The sequence below is a fragment of the Janibacter sp. HTCC2649 genome (assembly GCF_000152705.1).
GTDB lineage: Bacteria > Actinomycetota > Actinomycetes > Actinomycetales > Dermatophilaceae > Knoellia.
Genome location: NZ_CH672413.1, coordinates 626,781 through 646,023 on the forward strand (window position 1 = coordinate 626,781; position 19,243 = coordinate 646,023).

General features: G+C 68.4%; 23 protein-coding genes and 1 tRNA gene. 9 read left to right on the forward strand and 15 right to left on the reverse strand.

What is annotated here, in order from left to right; translation table 11 throughout:
• The first annotated feature begins 3 nt into the window (after positions 1–3).
• Both JNB_RS03005 and JNB_RS03010 read left to right on the forward strand, forming a co-directional pair.
• Positions 4–1,266 (forward strand): MFS transporter, encoded by a 1,263-nt coding sequence (locus JNB_RS03005; RefSeq protein ID WP_009774924.1) that lies wholly within the window; start codon positions 4–6, stop codon positions 1,264–1,266.
• A 130-nt stretch (positions 1,267–1,396) separates the two neighbouring features.
• Entirely contained in the window at positions 1,397–2,242 is an 846-nt protein-coding gene (locus JNB_RS03010) for a PD-(D/E)XK nuclease family protein (RefSeq protein WP_009774925.1), read from the forward strand.
• Here JNB_RS03010 and JNB_RS03015 read toward each other — a convergent pair.
• A complete protein-coding gene (locus JNB_RS03015; RefSeq protein WP_009774926.1) occupies positions 2,171–2,878 on the reverse strand; it encodes an HAD family phosphatase in 708 nt (235 codons plus the stop codon). The two genes, JNB_RS03010 and JNB_RS03015, sit on opposite strands and share 72 nt — an antisense overlap.
• A gap of 48 nt (positions 2,879–2,926) precedes the next feature.
• Between JNB_RS03015 and JNB_RS03020 the strand changes: the two genes are divergently transcribed.
• Complete coding sequence (locus JNB_RS03020) at positions 2,927–3,772, forward strand: PAC2 family protein (RefSeq protein WP_009774927.1); 846 nt, start codon at positions 2,927–2,929, stop codon at positions 3,770–3,772.
• A 190-nt stretch (positions 3,773–3,962) separates the two neighbouring features.
• Here JNB_RS03020 and mshC read toward each other — a convergent pair whose 3' ends face one another.
• The 8 genes from mshC to JNB_RS03060 all read right to left on the reverse strand — a co-directional run bounded on the left by mshC (position 3,963) and on the right by JNB_RS03060 (position 9,829).
• Positions 3,963–5,207, reverse strand: a complete 1,245-nt coding sequence (gene mshC, locus JNB_RS03025; RefSeq protein ID WP_009774928.1) for a cysteine--1-D-myo-inosityl 2-amino-2-deoxy-alpha-D-glucopyranoside ligase — start codon at positions 5,205–5,207, stop codon at positions 3,963–3,965.
• Positions 5,208–5,230: 23 nt separating this feature from the next.
• Complete coding sequence (locus tag JNB_RS03030) at positions 5,231–6,022, reverse strand: SCO1664 family protein (RefSeq protein WP_009774929.1); 792 nt, start codon at positions 6,020–6,022, stop codon at positions 5,231–5,233.
• A 3-nt stretch (positions 6,023–6,025) separates the two neighbouring features.
• A complete protein-coding gene (locus tag JNB_RS03035) occupies positions 6,026–6,535 on the reverse strand; it encodes a DUF3090 domain-containing protein (RefSeq protein ID WP_009774930.1) in 510 nt (169 codons plus the stop codon).
• A 9-nt stretch (positions 6,536–6,544) separates the two neighbouring features.
• Complete coding sequence (locus JNB_RS03040) at positions 6,545–7,276, reverse strand: energy-coupling factor ABC transporter ATP-binding protein (protein ID WP_009774931.1); 732 nt, start codon at positions 7,274–7,276, stop codon at positions 6,545–6,547.
• Entirely contained in the window at positions 7,273–8,034 is a 762-nt protein-coding gene (cbiQ, locus tag JNB_RS03045; protein WP_009774932.1) for a cobalt ECF transporter T component CbiQ, read from the reverse strand. Before cbiQ ends, JNB_RS03040 begins: the two co-directional genes overlap by 4 nt.
• Before the next feature lies 1 nt (position 8,035).
• Positions 8,036–8,365, reverse strand: coding sequence for a PDGLE domain-containing protein (locus tag JNB_RS21625; protein WP_009774933.1), 330 nt, complete (start codon positions 8,363–8,365; stop codon positions 8,036–8,038).
• Complete coding sequence (locus JNB_RS03055) at positions 8,362–9,054, reverse strand: energy-coupling factor ABC transporter permease (RefSeq protein ID WP_040884137.1); 693 nt, start codon at positions 9,052–9,054, stop codon at positions 8,362–8,364. The genes JNB_RS21625 and JNB_RS03055 overlap by 4 nt, the downstream gene beginning before the upstream one ends.
• Positions 9,055–9,130: 76 nt before the next feature.
• On the reverse strand, positions 9,131–9,829 hold the full coding sequence (locus tag JNB_RS03060; RefSeq protein WP_040884139.1) for an MSMEG_4193 family putative phosphomutase: 699 nt from the start codon (positions 9,827–9,829) through the stop codon (positions 9,131–9,133).
• Positions 9,830–9,849: 20 nt separating this feature from the next.
• Between JNB_RS03060 and JNB_RS03065 the strand changes: the two genes are divergently transcribed.
• Positions 9,850–10,842 carry a magnesium and cobalt transport protein CorA gene (locus tag JNB_RS03065; RefSeq protein WP_009774936.1) on the forward strand — a complete coding sequence of 331 codons (993 nt, stop codon included), beginning with the start codon at positions 9,850–9,852 and terminating at the stop codon, positions 10,840–10,842.
• A gap of 19 nt (positions 10,843–10,861) precedes the next feature.
• On the opposite strand, the gene JNB_RS03070 is transcribed toward JNB_RS03065, so the two are convergent.
• From JNB_RS03070 to JNB_RS03080, 3 genes are read right to left on the reverse strand one after another with little or no spacing between them, the layout of a single operon-like run.
• Complete coding sequence (locus tag JNB_RS03070; protein ID WP_009774937.1) at positions 10,862–11,743, reverse strand: undecaprenyl-diphosphate phosphatase; 882 nt, start codon at positions 11,741–11,743, stop codon at positions 10,862–10,864.
• Positions 11,740–12,813 carry an LLM class F420-dependent oxidoreductase gene (locus JNB_RS03075; protein WP_009774938.1) on the reverse strand — a complete coding sequence of 358 codons (1,074 nt, stop codon included), beginning with the start codon at positions 12,811–12,813 and terminating at the stop codon, positions 11,740–11,742. Before JNB_RS03075 ends, JNB_RS03070 begins: the two co-directional genes overlap by 4 nt.
• Positions 12,814–12,861: 48 nt before the next feature.
• The gene (locus JNB_RS03080; RefSeq protein WP_009774939.1) at positions 12,862–13,254 is read right to left on the reverse strand and encodes a hypothetical protein; all 393 of its coding nucleotides are present in this window, start codon (positions 13,252–13,254) and stop codon (positions 12,862–12,864) included.
• Positions 13,255–13,293: 39 nt separating this feature from the next.
• On the opposite strand from JNB_RS03080, the gene JNB_RS03085 reads away from it, so the two are divergent.
• The gene (locus JNB_RS03085) at positions 13,294–13,479 is read left to right on the forward strand and encodes a DUF5703 family protein (protein ID WP_040884145.1); all 186 of its coding nucleotides are present in this window, start codon (positions 13,294–13,296) and stop codon (positions 13,477–13,479) included.
• Between the two features lie 39 nt (positions 13,480–13,518).
• Here the strand turns inward: JNB_RS03085 and JNB_RS03090 are convergent, their stop codons facing one another.
• A complete protein-coding gene (locus JNB_RS03090) occupies positions 13,519–14,847 on the reverse strand; it encodes a M20/M25/M40 family metallo-hydrolase (RefSeq protein ID WP_040883541.1) in 1,329 nt (442 codons plus the stop codon).
• A gap of 104 nt (positions 14,848–14,951) precedes the next feature.
• On the opposite strand from JNB_RS03090, the gene JNB_RS03095 reads away from it, so the two are divergent.
• Positions 14,952–15,036, forward strand: a tRNA-Leu gene (locus tag JNB_RS03095).
• 89 nt (positions 15,037–15,125) lie between these two features.
• On the opposite strand, the gene JNB_RS03100 is transcribed toward JNB_RS03095, so the two are convergent.
• The gene (locus JNB_RS03100) at positions 15,126–16,025 is read right to left on the reverse strand and encodes a bile acid:sodium symporter family protein (RefSeq protein ID WP_009774942.1); all 900 of its coding nucleotides are present in this window, start codon (positions 16,023–16,025) and stop codon (positions 15,126–15,128) included.
• 29 nt (positions 16,026–16,054) lie between these two features.
• Positions 16,055–17,557: a serine/threonine-protein kinase gene (locus tag JNB_RS20250; protein ID WP_050766567.1), complete on the reverse strand. Its 1,503-nt coding sequence runs from the start codon at positions 17,555–17,557 to the stop codon at positions 16,055–16,057.
• Between the two features lie 55 nt (positions 17,558–17,612).
• Between JNB_RS20250 and JNB_RS03110 the strand changes: the two genes are divergently transcribed.
• Genes JNB_RS03110 through JNB_RS03120 form a run of 3 tightly spaced genes read left to right on the forward strand, consistent with a single transcriptional unit; the run spans position 17,613 to position 19,235 of the window.
• Positions 17,613–18,377, forward strand: coding sequence for a HipA family kinase (locus JNB_RS03110; protein WP_040884148.1), 765 nt, complete (start codon positions 17,613–17,615; stop codon positions 18,375–18,377).
• A complete protein-coding gene (locus tag JNB_RS03115; RefSeq protein WP_040884150.1) occupies positions 18,374–18,751 on the forward strand; it encodes a DUF3037 domain-containing protein in 378 nt (125 codons plus the stop codon). Before JNB_RS03110 ends, JNB_RS03115 begins: the two co-directional genes overlap by 4 nt.
• Before the next feature lie 16 nt (positions 18,752–18,767).
• Positions 18,768–19,235, forward strand: coding sequence for an NUDIX domain-containing protein (locus JNB_RS03120; RefSeq protein WP_009774946.1), 468 nt, complete (start codon positions 18,768–18,770; stop codon positions 19,233–19,235).
• Positions 19,236–19,243: the final 8 nt, after the last annotated feature.

Sequence of the window (19,243 nt, forward strand, 5' to 3'; positions counted from 1 at the left end):
GTCATGCGCGCCAAGCTCCTCATCCTCGCGTCGTCCATCGGGATGCTCGGTTGGGGTGCGGTCCTGCCGTATCAGTACGCGTATGCCGCCGACACCCGCGGGTGGGGTGCGCTCGTCGCCGCTGCGGCATCGTCCCTCTTCTCGGTCGGGGCGCTCGTGGCTGCGCCGATCGCCGGTCGGCTGAGCGACCGCTTCAACCCGGTCGCCGTCGCGGTGCTCGCCCAGCTCCTCGGCGCCGTGGGCGTGGGTTCGCTCGTGTTCGCCGACTCGGCCGCCGTCTTCCTCGGCGGAATGTTCGTCTTCGGCCTCGGCCTGACCGCAGCCGTTCCGGCCAAGCAGGTCCTCGTGCTGCGCTGGGTCGACAGCAACGACCGCCGCCGCACCTTCGCCTACAAGTTCACGGGCGAGGCTCTCGGCATGGCTGCCGGTGCCTACGTGGCCGGGCACCTCGTCGATCTGCGCGCACCTCAGGGGCTGGACGTCGGATTCCTCACTGCCGCAGCCGGTTTCGCGATCTCGTCGCTCATCATCGGTCTCGCCGGACGAGGCGCCATCAGCCACGAGGGCAGCGACCTCACCGCCTCCTCCGAGCTCCAGCCCACGAGTCCGATCGAGTCGATGCGGGCCATCTTCGCCACGCCCGCGCTGCGGTGGACCGCCGTCATCACGGTGGCGCTCGCCCTCGGCTTCTACGCCCAGTTCGAGTCGGGCCTGCCCGCCTATGCGCTCACGACCCTCGATGTCGACACGTCCACCGTCGGGACGGCTGCGGCAGTCAACGCACTCGTCATCGTCGTGCTGCAGGTCATCGTGGTGCGCCTCACGGCGAAGCGGAGCGCGCCGACACTGCTCATGGCGGTCGGTGGGATCTGGGTCCTGTCCTGGCTGGTGCTCTCGACCGCACAGTTCGCTCCCGGGGTCGCCTCAGCACTGTTCGTGACGACCTATGGCATCTTCGCCGTCGGCGAGACGATGTACAGCCCGGTCCTCAGCCCGCTCACTGCCTCCCTCGCACCGCGCGGGATGGTCGGCCAGACCCTGGGGACGTTCGCTGCACTGCAGACGACCTTCTCGGCGCTCGGACCGCTCGTCGCCGGAGTCCTCCTCGGTGCCGGCCTCACAACCGGCTTCCTCGGCCTCCACATCGCGATCAGCGCGCTTGCGGTGTATGCCGCGTGGCGCCTTCGCGTAGCCCTGCGCCGCTCGGTGGCCGTACCCACAACGACGGTGCCGGTGGGCTCGGACGACCAGGTCCTTGCCGCCTGACCATCGTCGACTTCGTGCCCGCGACGGACGGCGAGCGCCAGCGAGTTGTCGTCTCGGGCACGAAGTCGCGGTTGGGGGCTGGGAGGTGAGGCGTGTAGGGGTGTCGGCGCGACGGCATACCGTGTCGTCCATGACTCCCGCACTGTCTCCGAGCCGCGCAGCGGACTTCAAGCAGTGCCCCCTGCTGTTTCGCTTCCGGACCATCGACAAGCTCGATGGCCCGCCCTCTCCCGCAGCAGCTCGCGGAACCTTGGTCCATGAGGTCCTCGAGCACCTCTTCGAGCTGCCCGCGGCCGAGCGCACCCCGGAGGCCGCGCTGGCGCTGCTGCAGCCACGCTGGGCGAGCCTCGTCGAGGAGCGCCCCGAGCTGGCCACGATGATCGAGGACGACGAGACCCTCACCGAGGACGGGTGGTTCACCGCTGCCGGCGCCCTCGTCGAGCGGTGGTTCACCCTCGAGAACCCCCAGTGGCTGGAGCCGGCCGAGCGTGAGCTCTATGTCGAGACCGAGGTCGACGGCCTCACCCTGCGTGGCTACGTCGACCGCCTCGACATCGCGCCGGACGGGTCGATGCGGGTCGTCGACTACAAGACCGGCCGGTCGCCGCGGGAGGCGTTCGAGGGTAAGGCCCTGTTCCAGATGAAGTTCTACGCCCTGGTGCTGTGGCGCCAGCGCGGCGTCATACCCAAGCTGCTCCAGCTCGTCTACCTGGGCAACGGCGAGATCGTGCGCTACGAACCCGACGAACACGACCTGCTCGGGCTCGAGCGCAACGTGCAGGCCGTGTGGCAGGCGATCGTGCGCGCCAGCGAGACGGGCGACTGGCGCCCGCGCGCGTCCAAGCTGTGCGACTGGTGCGACTTCAAGGAGTTCTGCCCCGAGTGGGGTGGCACTCCCCCGCCACTACCCGCCGACGCCGGCCGCATCGTCCTCGACCCGAGCGTCACCGGCGAGGCGCTCGTCGGCGACGACTGAGACGAGATCCTGCGGGGTGAGACCTCGCAGGCTCGGCAGCTGGACGGCGCCCCGGGTGATCGGCACCGGCACGACGTGAGGGACGGCGATCGTCGGCACGCCCGCGGCAACCGCAGAACGCACCCCCGTCGGCGAGTCCTCGATCGCGATGCACTCGCGCGCCTCGACACCGAGCATGCGCGCGGCTGCGTGATAGGGCTCGGGGTGCGGCTTGCCGTGCTCAACCTCGTCGCCGGTGATCAACACGGTGAACGTGCCCTCCGGCAGTGCCTCCACGACGGCAACCGCCAGCGAGCGCCACGACATCGTGACCAGCGCATTGGGCACTCCGGCCTCGACGAGGGACGCGAGCAGCTCGCGGGCACCGGGACGCCACGGCACGTGCTCGCGCACCTGTGCGGTGACGCGCACGAGCAGCTCCTCGATGATCCGCTCGGGCTCCCAGGTGATCGGTGAGTTGTCGCGGATGAACACCGCGCTCACCATGAGGTCGTTGCCGACCAGCTGGTGCGCGTACTCGTCGGACCAGACGCCCCCGTGCTCCTCGACGATGTCGTGCTCTGCCGCAATCCAGTAGGGCTCGGTGTCGACGAGCGTCCCGTCCATGTCCCAGAGAACCGCCGCAGGCAACGTCATGCGCCGAGTGTACGAATAGGGTGGAGTCGTACCTACGAGGAGGACGCGTTGATCGAGCTGGACGACCTGCCCGAACTGGAGAATGCCGTGTTGATCGCGGCCTTCGAGGGCTGGAACGACGCCGGTGAAGCAGCCAGTGGTGTCATCGAGCACCTGGCCCAGCTCTGGGACGCCGAGCCGGTGGCAGCACTGGACCCCGAGGACTACTACGACTTCCAGGTGAACCGGCCCCGCGTCGTCTCCGAGGGTGGTCAACGACGGATCAGCTGGCGCACGACACGCATCCTCGTGGCGACCAACACCTCGCTCGGGCGCGATGTGATCCTCGTCCAGGGGGTCGAGCCGTCCTTCCGCTGGCGGTCCTTCGCCATCGAGATCATGGAGCTTGCCCAGGCCGCCGACGTCACGACAGTCATCACGCTCGGCGCGCTCCTCGCCGATGTCGCGCACACTCGCCCCATCCAGGTCACCGTGACGTCGGACAGCGAGGACACGCGTCACCGTCACGACCTCGAGGCCAGCACCTACGAGGGTCCGACCGGCATCGTCGGTGTCATCTCGGACGCGGCCATCCAGGTGGGGATCAGCTCCATCTCGGTGTGGGCCGCCGTTCCGCACTACGCCCACCACACGCCCTCGCCCAAGGCCACCCGCGCCATCGTGTCCCGGCTCGAGGAGCTCCTCGACGGAACCATCGATCACGAAGGCCTCGACGACGACGCCCGAGCCTGGGAGAACGGCCTCGACGCCCTCGCCTCCGAGGACTCAGAGGTGGCTGAGTACGTCGAGTCGCTCGAGGAGGCCCAGGACACGGCTGAGCTCCCCGAGGCCAGCGGAGACGCCATTGCCAAGGAGTTCGAGCGCTACCTGCGCAAACGCGGCACCGACGACTGACAAGGCCCCATGGCGTTGCACGGGAGGTGCGTCCGACCGGAGGACTGCGCGCGTGGACAGCGTGAGGCGACGTGACCCGGGAACGTCGCGCGCGTGCCGGAGGTCGGCTGGCGCCTCACGCGCAACGCGAGGGGCCGCCTCAGGCGAGCCCAGCGCCTCGCGCGCAAAGCGGGTCCGCGGCCGGGGGCGGTCAGACGCGGATGCCGAGGAGGGCGTCGAGGGCGCGGCCGAGCACGCCGGGCGCGGCTTGCTCGTCGCCGCCGGTCGACAGCGTCTTGTCGGCCCAGACGTCGATGGCAGCGAGGGCGCGAGGTGCGTCAAGGTCGTCGGAGAGGGCGGCGCGGATCGCGGCCACGGTCTCGTCCGCTGAGGGCGCGGTGTTGACCGACAGGGCTTCACGCCAGTGCTCGAGGCGGGTCTGGGCCACGGTGAGCAGCTCGGGGGTGTAGTCCCAGTCGGAGCGGTAGTGCTCGGCGAGCAGGACGAGGCGGATGGCCATGGGGTCGACTCCGTCCGCGCGAAGCTTGGAGACGAGGACGAGGTTGCCGCGCGACTTGCTCATCTTGTGGCCATCGAGACCGACCATGCCGGCGTGGGCGTGGAGCCGGGCGTAGTCGTCGACGCCGATGGCGCTCGCCTGGGCGACGGTCATCTCGTGGTGCGGGAAGATCAGGTCAGAACCGCCGCCGTTGACGTCGATCGGGACGCCGAGGCGGTCAAGGGCGATGGCCGTGCACTCGACGTGCCAACCGGGCCGACCGGCCGGCAGGCCCTCGAACTCCCACGAGGGCTCACCGTCACGAGCAGCGCGCCACAGCAACGGGTCGAGGACGTCGCGCTTGCCCGGACGGTCGGGGTCACCTCCGCGCTCGGCGAACACGGTCAGCATCTGCTCGCGCGTCCAACCGGACACCTTGCCGAAGCCGGAGACGTGAGAGAGGTCGACGTAGAGGTCGGGCCCCTCGGCCTCGTCGTTGGGCAGCTCGTAGGCCGCGCCACTCTCGATCGTGCGCCGCACCAGGTCGGCGATGACGGGCAGGGCCTCGACGACACCGATGTAGTCCTGGGGCGGGATGACCTGCAGGGCCGTCATGTCCTCGCGGTAGAGGTCCGCCTCGGCGACGGCCAGGTCGCGCCAGTCGATGCCGTCACGCTTGGCGCGCTCGAGCAGCGGGTCGTCCACGTCGGTGACGTTCTGCGTGTAGTGCACCTCGTGGCCGTTGTCGCGCAGGACGCGACCGACAAGGTCGAAGGCGACGTAGGTCGCGGCGTGCCCGAGGTGGGTCGCGTCGTAGGGGGTGATGCCGCAGACGTAGAGCCGGGCGACCTCCCCGGGGACGACCTCGCGCAGCTCACCGGAACTGGTGTCGTGCAGGCGAAGGGCCAGCCCGTCTCCGGGGATGGCGGGCAGGAACGGAGGCGGCCACGAGATCACGGAGGAAGCCTACGGCGCAGGGGTCACATCGCTGGCCACGGGATGGCCGGCCACCCCGGCAGCGGCAGTGGATGCCGCCGGTCCACGAGCAGGTGATCGGCCCGGGCACGCAGGGCGGCGACCTCGTCGGCAGTGAGCAGGGCAGAGAGACGCTGCGCGAGATCACCCTCCGACAGGGCGTCACGGACGCGTTCGAGCCGCGTGAGGTCCTCGTTGGCGAGCGGTTCGCCGGCCCAACCCCACAGGACGGTCCGCAGCTTGGGCTCGACCCCGAGGCTCACCCCGTGGTCGACGCCCCAGACGGTCCCGTTGATGCGCAGGAGGTGTCCGCCCTTGCGGTCGGAGTTGTTGATGAGCGCGTCGAAGACAGCAGCGGTGCGCACGCCGGGCTCGACCGCGTGAGCGACGACGACCTCCTCGCCCTCGGGCGTCTCGCCACGGAGCACCTCACGCCACCCCTCGGGGACCTCGCCCGGGGCGACGACGTCAACGACGAGGTCCGGTGCTGTGTGCGGCTCCCCGACCCACTGTTGCGTGGCCGCCAGACCCCACGGGCCCTCGTGCAGGACGGTCGGCGGAACGACACCGAAGCCTCCGGCTTCACTGATCAGGTATGCCGCCCGCTCCCTTCCAGCCAACGTCCCGTCCGGGTAGTCCCAGAGGGGGCGTTCGAGGGCGACGGGTTTGTGGATCGCGAGCCGTGAGTCCTCGTCGAGGGTCACCCGCACGAGGACGGCGCCGTTGGAGGACTCGACGATCCGCCCGAGCGGCTCGACCTCTCCGGACTCGAGCAGCAGCTCGACCTCGGTGACCACGATCTAGCGCTTGTAGCCGTTGGACCGGGGGCAGATGTGCCCCTCGGGGTCGAGCGGCTGACCGCAGAAGGGGCACGGCGGTCGGCCGGCCTGGACGATGGCCTGGCACCGCTTCGCGAAGGCGCGCGCAGTCGTCGGGTCGAGGACGACCCGGACGGTGTCGCTCGGCAGAGCCTCCTCAGGGTCGCTGTCATGGCACTCGATGACGATGCTCGCACGGTCCTCGTCCCAGGCAAGGCTCACGGTGTCGACGCGGAACTCGTCCTCGATCGGAGTCTCAAGGGCGTCGGTGTCGACGAGGTGCTCGGCCACTGACGCTGCACCGGCAAGGCCGCCCATGGTGTCGAGCAGGTCCGAGATCCGATCGGCGAGGATGCTCACCTGGACCTTCTCGATCGACACCGAGACGAGTCGGCCTCCCCCACGTGCCTGCAGGAAGAACGTGCGGCCACCGGGAGGGCCGACGGTGCCGGCGACAAAGCGCTCAGGCGGGTCGAAGTCACTGATCGCCATGCGCGCAGACTAACCCGAGAAGCCCCACGGCAGCTCCAGGCGGTGCTGCGCGAGCAGGGCTTTGTCGTCGAGGATCGCTCGGGTGACGCCGTCGGCGGCGACGATCCCGTCGGAGAGGATGACCGATCGCTCACACAGCTGCAGTGCGAACGCGAGATCGTGCGTGACCATGAGGACGGTGACGTCGAGCGACTGGATCAGCTCGCCGAGCTCGCGCCGCGAGGTGGGGTCGAGGTTGGACGAGGGCTCGTCGAGGACGAGGATCTCGGGCTCCATCGCGAGGACGGTCGCGATGGCCACGCGTCGGCGTTGACCGTAGGACAGGTGGTGCGGCGCCCGGTCGGCGAACTCCAGCATGCCGACAGCCGTGAGGGCGGCGGTGATGCGACTCTCCAGCTCTGGGCCGCGGAGCCCGAGGTTGGCCGGCCCGAAGGCGACGTCGTCGCGCACCGTGGGCATGAAGAGCTGGTCGTCCGGGTCCTGGAAGACGATGCCCACCCGGCGACGGATCTCGAGGTGGTTCTCACGGACGACGGGCAACCCCGAGACGCTGACACTGCCCGCACCAGCCTCGAGGATCCCGTTGAGGTGGAGCACGAGGGTTGTCTTGCCGGCGCCGTTGGGTCCGAGCAGAGCGACACGTTCGCCGCGATGCACGTGGAGGTCGACGCCGAAGAGCGCCTGATGGCCGTCGGGATAGGCAAAGGCCAGGCCGCGGATGTCGAGAACGGGAGTGCTCACAGGACGTGCACCGTGATGAGTGCGACGAGGGCGAGGGTCGCGGGCACGAGGCCACGCGACCAGTCACCTCGATGAGCGTGCAGTGGATCGGTCACCGGCATCCGTCCGTTGTAGCCGCGAGACATCATTGCGAGGTGCACGCGCTCGCCGCGCTCGTAGCTGCGGATGAACAGGGCCCCTGCACTCGAGGCGATGACCGGCCACGAGCGCACCGACCGCGCCGTGAAGGCCCGTGACTCCCTGGCGACCTTCATGCGCTGGGCCTGCGATCCGACAACACCGAGGTATCGCACCATGAACGCGAGAATCTGGACGAGGCGGTCCGGTAGCCGGAGGTGCTGCAGGGCGCGCACGAGGTCACGGCTGGACGTCGTCGTCGCGAACGCCACGGCCATGAGCACGCTCGTCGTCGCGGTGAGGAGCAGGGCGATGCTGGCCTCGACCCCGTCGCGCGACACGGTGAAGGGGCCGACCTCCATCGCCGGACCGGTCGCCACGAAGGGCAGGACGAGAGCGAAGACGACGAAGGGCGTCTCGACGACGAGGCGGGCCGCCACATGACGCAGCGGAACCCTCGTCGTGACGACCACCGCTGCCGCGACTGCCAGCATCACCAGGCGCGCCACGTGGGCATCGCGCGGCAGCGCCACGACCAACAGCACGAAGGTCACCAGGCCAACGAGCTTGACGTGGGCGGGTAGCCGGTGGACGACGGAGTCCCCGTCGACGTGGAGGTGAGGGCCGAGCTCGGCGCCCATCTCAGTCGTCGTCGCGTGAGCCGCGGCGACGGAGCAAATACATGAGCCCGAAGGAGATCAGTGCCACGACGACGACACCGACAAGGCCGGCCAGTCCCCCGGACAGACGAGCGTTGTCGACGCCCGCCGTGCCGTAGCCGGCGAAGGGTGAGCCATCGGACGCGTGCCGTCCTGCGGAGTCGATGAAGCCGAGCCGCTTGGCAACGAACTCGAGACCATCGGGATGGCCAGAGGCCCACAGGGAGACGACGCCAGCGAGCACCAAGCAGATGACCAGACCCGTGACGACGAGGCGCGTGGTTGAGATCCGGCGTCGGGACGCGAGGCTCATGCGTGCGCCTCCGTCCGGATCTCGAGCTGTCGGGTCTCGACCAGCCCACGTGCTCCGTGGACGAGGTCGGGCCGGGTGGCGATGATGCTCCCGACGGCCAGCAGGGTGATGACGCCCTCGCCAAGGCCGATGACGGTGTGCCAGCCCACCATCGCCGTGACGAGCTCACCGAGCGGGATCGGCGCGCGCCCGCCCACGGCATACAGGGCCGTGAAGGCCAGCGCAGCGACGGGAACCGAGACGAAGGCCGCCCCACCCGCAAGGGCAGGAACGGCCTTGAGCCCGTAGCCGCGCGCGACGCGACGCAGGCCGACGAAGACGAGCCACCCGGTCCACACCCCGACGAGCGCCATGAGAGTGACGTTGGTTCCGAGAGCCGTGATGCCGCCGTCGGCGAAAAGCAGGGCCTGCACCGCAAGAACGACGGTCAGGCAGAGCGTTGCCGTCCACGGACCCACGAGGACCGCGGCGAGGGTTCCGCCGAGGAGATGGCCCGAGGTGCCCGCTCCTACGGGGAAGTTGAGCATCTGGGCCGCGAAGACGAAGACCGCGACGAGACCGGCCAGGGGCGCTGTGCGGTCATCCAGCTCGCGGCGGGCCCGGCTCAGGGCCAGGGAGACGCCAGCAACCGCAACCACGGCAGTGCCGATCGAGGTGGGTGCGTCGAGGAACCCATCAGGAACGTGCATGCCGAGAAGCCTTCCGAAGTCGCCGAGCACGATCGTGAACGACCGTGCTTGTTGCACATTGTTTGCAACAACGACTCTAGCCCGTTCCTCCGCCGATGGTGGCGTCACCTGCCGGGACAACCGCCGCGGACTTCTGGTGCGGCCGAATGGCGCCACCGGAGGAGTTCACGGCCATGACCATCGACCGTTCCCCCGTACGGCGGATGACCGAGACGGAAGCAGGGTCGACGTGCACCCGCTGCAGGCCACCCAGGCCCGCACCCATGGCATCGGCAATGACGGCCTTGATGGGGTCGCCATGGCTCACCGCGACCCAGATGGCATCAGGCCCGCGCTCGGCCTCGACCTCGGCGTCGATGCGGTTCACGACCGCCACGATGCGGGCCGCCATCTCGGAAAGGGACTCTGCGGCATACACGTCGCTGTCCGGGAAACGGGCGGACGCCGGGTCGTCCTGCACGGTGCGCCACAGCGGCTCTGACGTGAGCTCGGCAATCGGGCGGCCGGTCCACGCACCGTAGTGGCACTCCCCCAGGTCGTCGACGATCTCGGCGGTCGCGTCCGGCAGCAGCAGGCCGGCAGTCTCGCGGCAGCGCTGAAGGGGGCTGGTGACGAGTCGCGCAACCTCCGTGCCGGCGTCGGCCAGACGGGCGGCGAGGCGGCCCACGTCGGTGCGCCCACGGTCAGTGAGACCAACACCCTCGCTCCAGCCCGCGAGGACGGAGTCGGCGTTGGCCGTTGAGTGCCCGTGTCGAACGAGCAGGAGCAGTGCCACGGCGCCCACTGTAGGCAACAATGACGCGCGTGATCATCGACAAGGCGTTGTATCGGGACGGCAAGCGCGGATCGTGCGGCGATCTGAGCGATGAACTCGACATCCTGCGGGCTGCCGGGTCGAGTACCGACTTCCTCTGGATCGGCCTCAAGGACCCGACGATGGCCGAGCTCGAGCACGTCAATGACGAGCTTGGTCTCGGTCTGCACCCCCTCGCGATCGAGGATGCCGTCAGCGGAAGGCAACGCGCGAAGATCGAGCTCTACGGTCGCAACGTGTTTGTCGTCCTCAAGACCTTGAGCTACGTCGAGGCCACGTCCGACATCGAGACCGGCGCGCTCATGGTCCATGTCGGACAGCACTTCGTCCTGACGATTCGCCGGGGCGAGCTCAGCCCTCTTGCGGGAGTTCGCAAAGGGCTCGAGGACGACCCGGCCAAGCTCGCCCTCGGGCCGATGGCGGCCCTGCACGCCGTCATGGACCGCGTCGTCGACCAGTACACCGAGATCGACGTCGAGGTCGCCCGAGACGTCGACGAGATCGAGGAGGCGGTCTTCTCCGAGGGCCTCGTCTCGTCGGACACGATCTATCGGCTCAAGCGCGAGGTCCTGGAGTTCCGCCGAGCCATCACTCCGCTCATCACACCGCTGCGCATGCTGCACACCAGCCCGCGCTCACCGGTCCCCGACGACGAGCTCCGCCTGCTCTTTCGCGACGTCGACGACCACCTTCACTTCGTGGCGGACCGGATCGAGTCCTATGACGGGCTGCTCACGTCAGTCCTCAGCGCCAACCTCGCCAAGATCTCGGTGCAGCAGAACTCGGACATGCGCAAGATCTCGGCGTGGGTCGCCATCGCCGCGGTGCCCACGATGATCGCCGGCATCTACGGGATGAACTTCGACAACATGCCCGAACTCCGTTGGCACTACGGCTATTTCATCGTCGTTGGCGTCATGGTGGCTGCATGCGCGACCCTCTTCGCCACGTTCAAGAAGGTGAAGTGGCTCTGAGGTCCGCGCCGTTCGTGGGTCAGGTCGCGGTGATCCAGCCGGCGCCGAGGGCCAGGATCATGAAGGACCCCAGCACGACGCGGTAGGCGATGAACGACATGAGCGAGTTGCTCTGCACGAACTTCAACAGCCAGGCGATGGACGCGTAGGCCACGACGAATGCCACGACGATGCCGGTGATGATCGGGCCGATGCCGAGGGTCTCGAGTGCGTCGAGGTTGCCGAGGGTCTCGTAGAGCCCCGCTCCCGTCAGCGCCGGGATCGCGAGGAAGAAGGAGAGCTCCGTCGACGTGACCCGGTCGATGCCCCGCATGAGGCCCGCCGAGATCGTCGCACCCGAGCGTGAGACACCGGGGATGAGCGAGAAGCACTGCACGAGACCGATGATCAGGCCGTCCTTGATGGTCAGGGCGTCCTCACCGCGAGCCACACCCGACTTCGCGAGGACGTCGTGCCGTCGCTCGGCGACCCACATGACCGCGCTCCAGGCGATGAGCGCCGCGGCGACCACCCACAGGTTGCGCAGCGGACCCGAGATGAGGTCCTTGAACAACAGCGCTGCGATCACGACGGGGATGGAGCCGACGATGACCGCCCACGCCAGCTGGTAGTCGTGGTGCTCGCGCGCCTGCGCGCTGCGCAGTCCACCCACCCAGGCGAGAAGGAGACGCAGGATCTTCTTGCCGAAGTAGGTGAACGTCGCCGCGATCGCGCCGATCTGGATCAGGGCCGTGTATGCCGTGATCGCATCTGCGTCGACCGGCAGACCGAGGAGCTTCTCGGCAATCGTGAGGTGGCCCGTGGACGAGACCGGGAGGTACTCGGTGAGACCCTCGACGATGCCGAGGACGACGGACTGGAAGTAGCTGAGTTCAACAGAGACGTCGATGGTGGGGATCACGGAGCGGGAACTTCCTCAGGAGTGGACGGGACGAGCTCGGACATGACCCGCAGGGTCTCGAGGCGTTCCTCGATGGTCAGGGCGAACGGCGCGACGCCGAGTGTCGTGACACCCGCCTCGGCGTAGCGACCGATGCGCTCGGCGATGCGGGCCGGCGGACCGATGAGCGAGGTGGCGTCGATGAAGTCGAAGGGCACGGCTTCTGCCGCATCCCGGTGCTGACCGGCCAGAAAGAGCTCCTGGACACGCGCAGCCTCTTCCTCGAAGCCCATGCGGCAGGCGAGCTGGTTGTAGAAGTTCTTCTCCTTCGAGCCCATGCCGCCGATGTAGAGAGCGGAGTATGCCGCGACGGCCGCAGCCCCCGCTTCGACTTCGTCGGTGACGACGACTGGCACGGTGGGCACGATGTCGAACCCGTCGAGCGGGTTCTCCTCGGTGCCCCTGCCGGCCGCGCGACGGCCGGTCGCGATCGACTCGACGATGTCACCGGAGTGTTCGGGCGAGAAGAAGATGGCGAGCCAACCGTCGGCGATCTCGCCGGTGAGCTCGAGGTTCTTGGGGCCGACCGCTGCAAGGTAGATCGGCAGGTTCTTCTGCGTGGGCGCGATCGTCAGTTTGAGAGCCTTGCCGGGACCATCCGGAAGCGGCAACGTGAAGTGCTCGCCGGCATACTCCACGCGTTGGCGCGACAGCGCCTGCCGCACGATCTCGACGTACTCACGGGTGCGACCCAGGGGCTTCGTGAACCGGACTCCGTGCCAGCCCTCACTGACCTGAGGGCCCGAGACACCGAGGCCGAGGCGAAAACGCCCTCCGGACAGGTGATCCAGCGTCGCGGCGGTCATCGCCGTCATGGCGGGGGTACGGGCCGGGATCTGCATCACGGCCGAGCCGAGCCCGATCTGCTCGGTCTTCGCGCCGATCCACGCCAGGAAGCTCACCGCGTCGCTTCCATAGGCCTCGGCAACCCACGCCGAGTCGTAACCGAGCCGATCTGCCTCGGCCGCGAGCGTGAGCATGTCGTGGCTCGTCGAGAGGCCCATGTAGCCGAGATTCACTCCGAGTCGCATGCCGTCAACCGTAGTGGCGCAGCGCGGCTCGACCGTCACCGAGGTGGGTCAGCGACGGCGCGTGTCGCCGTTGCGGCTGCCGATGGGCGTGGCGCCGCCGTCGTCGTCGGAGGCGTCGGACTCTTCCGACTCGTCATCGAAGTCCTCGTCGTCCAGGCCCGAGTAGACGCCGTCGTCATCGTCATCGTCTTCGTCGAGGTCGTCGTCCCCGTCGTCGTCGTCCTCGTCGTCACTGTCATCGCCGGTGTAGACGTCGAGGGGCGTCATCTCACCAAAGGCCTCGTAGAGCGCGTTGTCGTAGGTCTCGAACGCGTCGAGCAGGTCGTCGTAGGCCGCTGCGACCGTTGGGTCGTCCTCACCGCGACGACCGGAGCACGCTTCCAGGTGACGTTCGAAGGCGGAGACGAGGAGGGAAAGGGTGGCACGCGGGTCGGCGCTCATAGTTCAGAACGGTAGCGCCTCGTGAAGCACAATGGGTCGATGGTCGAATACGAGTATCGGGTCCTGTCGTTCGGGCGCGACACCCGCCGCGGTGACATCCGACGCGCCCTCACCGAGCACGCCGAGTACGGGCACTGGGAGTTGCACCGCACGCGCATCTACATCGGCGGTGTGACGCGAACATGGTTGCGGCGCAGGATCATTCGCGCTCGACGCGTCTCCTGAACGGAGGTCGGCAAGGCCGCCGTTCAGCTCGGCAGGCGGTCAGCTGGTCTCGATGAGGCGCTGCAGAACCCGGGCCCCGAAGCGGAGCGATTCGGTGGGCACGCGCTCGTTGATTCCGTGGAACATCGGTGCGAAATCGAGATCTGCCGGGAGTCGCAGCGGAGCAAAGCCGTAGCCCGTGATCCCGAGCAGTGACAACGCCTTGTTGTCGGTGCCGCCGGACAGGCAGTAGGGCAGCACCTCGGCCTCGGGATCCTCGGCCTTGAGGGCAGCGACCATGGCCTCCACGAGCGGGCCCTCGAAGGGCGAGTCCAGGGCGATGTCGCGGTGCAGGACCTCGATCGTCACGTGCTCGCCGACGAGGTCCTTGACGGTCTGCATGAGCTCGTCCTCGTGACCGGGCAGGAAGCGACAGTCGACGTTGGCGCTCGCGTGTTGCGGAATGACGTTGTGCTTGTAGCCGGCGTCGAGCATCGTCACGTTGCTCGTGTCCTGGAGCGTGCCGCGGACGAAGCCCTGAGCGCCGCCGAGGTGCTCGAGCAGCTCCTCGGCGTCCTCGTCGGAGTAGCTCACGCCGGTGAGTTCGCTCAGACCGTCGAGCAGGGTGCGCACTGACGGGATGTACTCGCGGGGCCACTTGTGCGCGGCCAGGCGACTGATCGCCTCGGCGAGGCGGGCAATGGGGTTCTCGTCATTGGGGACCGAGCCGTGACCGGCGCGTCCGGTCGCGGTGAGCCGGATCCAGGCGATCCCCTTCTCTGCAGTCTGCAGGAGGTAGGCACGGGTCTCGCCGCCGTCGGCCGTGGGCACGGTGACGCTGTAGCCGCCGACCTCACTGATCGCCTCCGAGACACCCTCGAAGAGGTCCGGACGGGTGTCGATGAGGAAGTGGGACCCCCTGAGTCCCCCCGCCTCCTCGTCGGCGAAGAACGCGATGACGAGGTCGCGCGGCGGCACGATGCCCTCGCGGGCGATGTGCCGGACGCAGGCGATGATCATCGCGTCCATGTCCTTCATGTCGACGGCGCCGCGACCCCAGATGCACCCGTCCTTCTCGAGGCCGGAGAACGGATCGACCTCCCAGTCCTTGGCATCGGCCGGCACCACGTCGAGGTGACCATGGATGCAGAGCGCCCCGCGTTCGCGATCCTTGCCGGGGATGCGCACGACGACGGAGGCCCGACCCGGGTCGGACTCGATGATCTCGGGGTCCAGGCCGACCTCGCGGAAGAGCCCGGCAACGTGGTCCGCGGCAGCCCGCTCCCCCGGCCCGGAGCCGTCTCCGTAGTTCGACGTGTCGATGCGGATGAGGTCCTGACAGATGCCGACGACCTCGTCCTCCGGGCGGCTGTTCGCGGTCTGCGTCATGCCTTCCACCATAGGACGCAGACCCGATTTCTCGATGGGCCGGTATGCCGTGTAAAGTTCCGGCACGTTGCAGACACCGCGTTTTGGGGTGCTGCGAACACCCTGTCCGGGTGGCGGAAATGGCAGACGCGCTAGCTTGAGGTGCTAGTCCTCGTATAGAGGGTGGGGGTTCAAGTCCCCCCTCGGACACAGACTGCGCCCCGAGTCCTTGCAGGTCAAGGACTCGGGGCGCTTCTCTTTGCCCTCGTGGCGTCAGCCGGGGGTTCGCCAGCGGCACATCAGGGCGTGCGCTGGCCCACTGACCGTGGCTGGTCCGCGTTCTTGAGGACCCCGCGGTTGCGCACCACCATCCCGAACACGGCGGCGATGGGGAACATCAGCACGCCATAGACCGCGGACGGGACCGACATCTGCGCATTGCCAATCACGGTGAGGGCCATGGCGATCGCCAGGGTGCTGTTGTGGATCCCGATCTCAAAACCGCACGCCACCGCCTGGTCCTCCGTGAGTCCCAGTCGACGCGGGACGACGTAGCCGACGCTGAGCGAGATGAGGCAGAAGACGGCGGCGATGAGGCCGACCTCGGCGAGGTAGGTGGAGATGTTCTCCTTCTCGGTGTACATCGCACCGACGACGACGAGGAGCAGCATCACGGCCGACGCGGTGCGCACGGGACGGTCCATGCGGTTGGCGAACTCGGGCGAGCGACGCCGGACGAACATCCCGATGAGGACGGGGATGAGGACGATCGCGAAGACCTGCAGCAGTTTGTCGAACTGGAGCCCGATCTTGGACGACCTGTCGACGAAGTGGTCGATGGCCCAGCCACTCACCAGTGGCAGGGTGACGATCGCGATGACCGAGTTGATGGCCGTCAGGGTGATGTTGAGGGCCACGTCGCCACGGAACAGGTGGCTGTAGAGGTTGGCCGTCGTACCACCGGGTGAGGCTGCCAGGATCATGAACCCGACCGCGAGCAGCGGCGCAAGGTCGAACAGCTTGACGAGGCCGAAGGCCACCAGGGGAAGGACCAACAGCTGGCAGACGAGCGCGATCCCCACAGCCTTGGGGCTCTGCCGCACGCGGCGAAAGTCATCGGGGGTCAGTGAGAGGCCGAGTCCGAACATGATGACGGCCAGGGGGATCGGCAGGCCGACCGTGAGAAGCGCGGAATCCATGGGCGGACCGTACCGTCACCAGGCGTGGGTCAGGGGTTGAACGCGTCGGCGGCATCTCCCAGATCGCCGAGCGGGCCCTCGAGCTGAGCAGCTCCGGTCTCGGTGAGCTTGTTCTCCTGCCGGGCCTTGTCGAGCTCGCCCTCGATCTCGCCGACGAGGGAGTTCACCTTCGCTGCATCCTTGGCCTTCACGGCCTTGTCGATGTCGCGCAACTTGCTCTGGATCGTCTTGGCCACGTCCGCGTCCAGGTCGTCAGCCGACAGGGCGCTCACTGCGTCGCTCATGGCGGCGCTCGCATCCGTGACGGGGGTGGCCGTGTCGGACGGTGTGACCGAGGGAGTCACCGAAGGGGTCGGCGTCTCCGTCTTGGTCTCCGTGACCGTCGGGGTCGGACTGGCTGTCGTGGGCGTCGGCGTCGTGGACTCGATCGTGGGCGTCGTGCTCGGCGTCGACGAGGTCGACGACGTCGGCGTGTCCGCAGTGCCATCGTCCCGGTTCTGGAGGTACCAGATGCCGGCAGCCGCGAGGGCGACGGCGAGCAGCAGGAGCCAGATCCAGGCACGCGATCGACGCGGCTCGGGTTCCCAGGCCGGCTCATAGGCCTGCTCGTATGCCGGTTCGCTCCACTGTTCCTGGCGCGGCACCACTGCGGTCGGCGCCGCAACAGCGGCGGGAGGCAGGACCTCGGTCAGGGCCGGCGCCGTGTGGGAGCGCAGCAACTGGGCGACCTCGGTCCCTGACTGCGGACGCACCGTGGGGTCCTTGGCGAGCAGCGCCGTGATGAGACCGGCGAGGTCAGCAGGGGTTTCGGGTCGGGCGTCCCTCACGTCCGCGGGCAGGTCGTGCGCGTGCTTCATGAGGATCGCGACGGGGGTCGGTGCCGTGAACGGCGGTGAACCGGTCAGCAACGTCGTGAGAACGCAGCCCAGGGCATAGAGGTCGGCTCGCGCATCGACGCGCTGTCCCATCGCCTGCTCGGGCGCGAGGTACTCGGCCGTGCCAACGATCGTGTCGGTCATGGTCAGCTGGTGGTGGCCCAACGCTTCGTCGACGAGCTGGGTGATGCCGAAGTCCAACACCTTGACGGTGCCGTCCGCGGCATACGAGATGTTTCCGGGCTTGATGTCACGGTGGACGATTCCGGCGTCGTGCGCGGCCTGGAGCGCTCCGGCCACTTCGTAGCCGATGGTGCGGACCGCGTCGATGGGCAGCGGACCGAAGTCGCGCACCTCTTCGGCGAGCGTCGGTCCCGGGAGGAGTTCCATGACGAGGTAGGCCGTCTGGTCCTCGACGCCGGTGTCGTAGACGGTGACGATGTGCGGGTGGTTGAGCATCGCCGTGGCGCGGGCCTCGCGGCGGAAGCGCTCACCAGCGTTGTCGCTGTCGGGACCGGTGAGGTCGAGCGTCTTGACCGCCACTTCGCGACCGAGCATCTCGTCGTCGGCGCGCCAGACGACAGCCATGCCGCCTCGCCCCAGAGGGGCACCAAGTCGATAGCGACCGCCGAGCAGCCGCCCTTGCGTCGTGCTCATGCATCTCCTCGCGTGGACGTCCGTTCGACCCTAGTCCCTCCCGTAGCCTGTGAACGTGCTGCCCCACATCACTGCGACGAGGTTCGTCACCCCACTGCGCGAGGGTGGCTCCCTCCCCGGGCTGGTCGAGGCCTCGGACGACGGCACGTACGTCGTGAAGTTCCGCGGAGCCGGCCAGGGACTCAAGGTCCTCGTGGCCGAGGTGATTGTCGGCGAGCTCGCTCGACGGCTCGGCGTCCGCGTTCCCGAGATGGCCGTCATCGACATGCCCGCAGCCATCGCGCGCTACGAGGCCGACGAAGAGGTCCAGGACCTGCTCAACGCCAGTCCGGGCGACAACCTGGCCGTCGACTTCCTGCCGGGTTCCTTCGGCTACGACGGTTCGCGACCGCCGAGCGCTGACGAGGCCGCCGACATCGTCTGGCTCGACGCGTTCACCGCCAACGTCGACCGCACGTGGTCCAACCCCAACCTGCTCGTCTGGAACCGGGAGGTGTGGGCCATCGACCACGGCGCGGCGATCTGGTTCCACCACTCCTGGCCCAGCCGTGGGGCCGATGCCGGCCGGTTCGCCACCCAGCCCTTCGACACCTCCGAGCACGTCCTGCGTGACGTTGCCGGCGACCTGGCTGCGGCCCACTCCCGGGCCAGCGCCATCGTCACCCCCGATCTCCTGACCGAGGTCGTCGCGTTCGTGCCCGACGAATGGCTCGAGTCGGCACCCGGTCTCGATGACCCGGCAATGGTGCGCGCGGCATACGTCGACCACCTCACTCGACGACTCGAGAACGCGAGCTCCTGGTGGGAGGCGACCCGATGAGTCACCCCTATCAGTACGTCGTCCTCAAATGCGTGCCCCGCGTCGACCGTGGTGAGTGCCTCAACGTGGGAGTCGTGCTCTTCTCCCAGTCCGCCGGCTTCCTCCAGGCTGCCTGCCACGTCGACGCCGAGCGGCTCCGCTGCTTTGCGCCCGATCTCGACATCGACGCCGTCATCGCCTCCCTCGCGGTCGTCGACGACGTGTGCGTTGGCACCGACGGTGGAGGGCGTCCCCAGCTCGCGACGCCGGGCAAGCGCTTCGGCTGGCTCAGTGCACCGCGCAGCACCGTCCTCCAGCCCTCCGGCGTGCACGGTGGCACCGCCGAGGAACCGGCGGCCGAGCTTCAGGCCCTGCTCGACCGCCTCGTCCGCTGATGAACCACAATCGCGTATGCCGGTGAGCCACTCCCCGTTCGCGCTCGTTCCAGCGTCCTACGTCTACCTGTTGCGGGACAACGAGGTTCTGCTCCAGTGCCGCGCCAACACCGGATACATGGACGGCCACTGGGTCGCCGGGGCCGCGGGTCACATCGAGCGCGGCGAGACGGCGAGTGAGGCCGCGGTGCGTGAGGCGTCCGAGGAACTCGGCATCGGACTACGACCCGAGCACCTCACTCTGATCACCGTGATGCACCGGACCGACGGCACGGACAGCCCCATTGAGCAGCGCATCGATTGGTTCTGGTCGGCGCGCACGTGGAACGGCGAACCGCGGATCTGCGAACCGACGAAGTGCGCAGATATCCGTTGGCACGCCTTCGACGCCCTGCCCGAGCCGATCCCCGACTACGAGCGCGCGGTCATCGAGAGCCTCGCGGGCAATCCGCTCCCCCTCACGACGACCCACGGGTTCCACTAGCCATCACG

Excerpts from the sequence above, each read along its gene's own strand:
- cbiQ (WP_009774932.1), bottom strand. The coding sequence starts at position 8,034 with ATGGGCGCCGAGCTCGGCCCTCACCTCCACGTCGACGGGGACTCCGTC.
- JNB_RS03035 (WP_009774930.1), bottom strand. The coding sequence starts at position 6,535 with ATGGCGATCAGTGACTTCGACCCGCCTGAGCGCTTTGTCGCCGGCACC.
- JNB_RS03015 (WP_009774926.1), bottom strand. The coding sequence starts at position 2,878 with ATGACGTTGCCTGCGGCGGTTCTCTGGGACATGGACGGGACGCTCGTC.
- JNB_RS03010 (WP_009774925.1), top strand. The coding sequence starts at position 1,397 with ATGACTCCCGCACTGTCTCCGAGCCGCGCAGCGGACTTCAAGCAGTGC.
- JNB_RS03120 (WP_009774946.1), top strand. The coding sequence starts at position 18,768 with ATGCCGGTGAGCCACTCCCCGTTCGCGCTCGTTCCAGCGTCCTACGTC.
- JNB_RS03055 (WP_040884137.1), bottom strand. The coding sequence starts at position 9,054 with ATGCACGTTCCTGATGGGTTCCTCGACGCACCCACCTCGATCGGCACT.
- JNB_RS03090 (WP_040883541.1), bottom strand. The coding sequence starts at position 14,847 with ATGACGCAGACCGCGAACAGCCGCCCGGAGGACGAGGTCGTCGGCATC.
- JNB_RS21625 (WP_009774933.1), bottom strand. The coding sequence starts at position 8,365 with ATGAGCCTCGCGTCCCGACGCCGGATCTCAACCACGCGCCTCGTCGTC.
- JNB_RS20250 (WP_050766567.1), bottom strand. The coding sequence starts at position 17,557 with ATGAGCACGACGCAAGGGCGGCTGCTCGGCGGTCGCTATCGACTTGGT.
- JNB_RS03075 (WP_009774938.1), bottom strand. The coding sequence starts at position 12,813 with ATGCGACTCGGAGTGAATCTCGGCTACATGGGCCTCTCGACGAGCCAC.
- JNB_RS03065 (WP_009774936.1), top strand. The coding sequence starts at position 9,850 with ATGACGCGCGTGATCATCGACAAGGCGTTGTATCGGGACGGCAAGCGC.
- JNB_RS03005 (WP_009774924.1), top strand. The coding sequence starts at position 4 with ATGCGCGCCAAGCTCCTCATCCTCGCGTCGTCCATCGGGATGCTCGGT.
- JNB_RS03080 (WP_009774939.1), bottom strand. The coding sequence starts at position 13,254 with ATGAGCGCCGACCCGCGTGCCACCCTTTCCCTCCTCGTCTCCGCCTTC.
- JNB_RS03085 (WP_040884145.1), top strand. The coding sequence starts at position 13,294 with ATGGTCGAATACGAGTATCGGGTCCTGTCGTTCGGGCGCGACACCCGC.
- JNB_RS03115 (WP_040884150.1), top strand. The coding sequence starts at position 18,374 with ATGAGTCACCCCTATCAGTACGTCGTCCTCAAATGCGTGCCCCGCGTC.
- JNB_RS03100 (WP_009774942.1), bottom strand. The coding sequence starts at position 16,025 with ATGGATTCCGCGCTTCTCACGGTCGGCCTGCCGATCCCCCTGGCCGTC.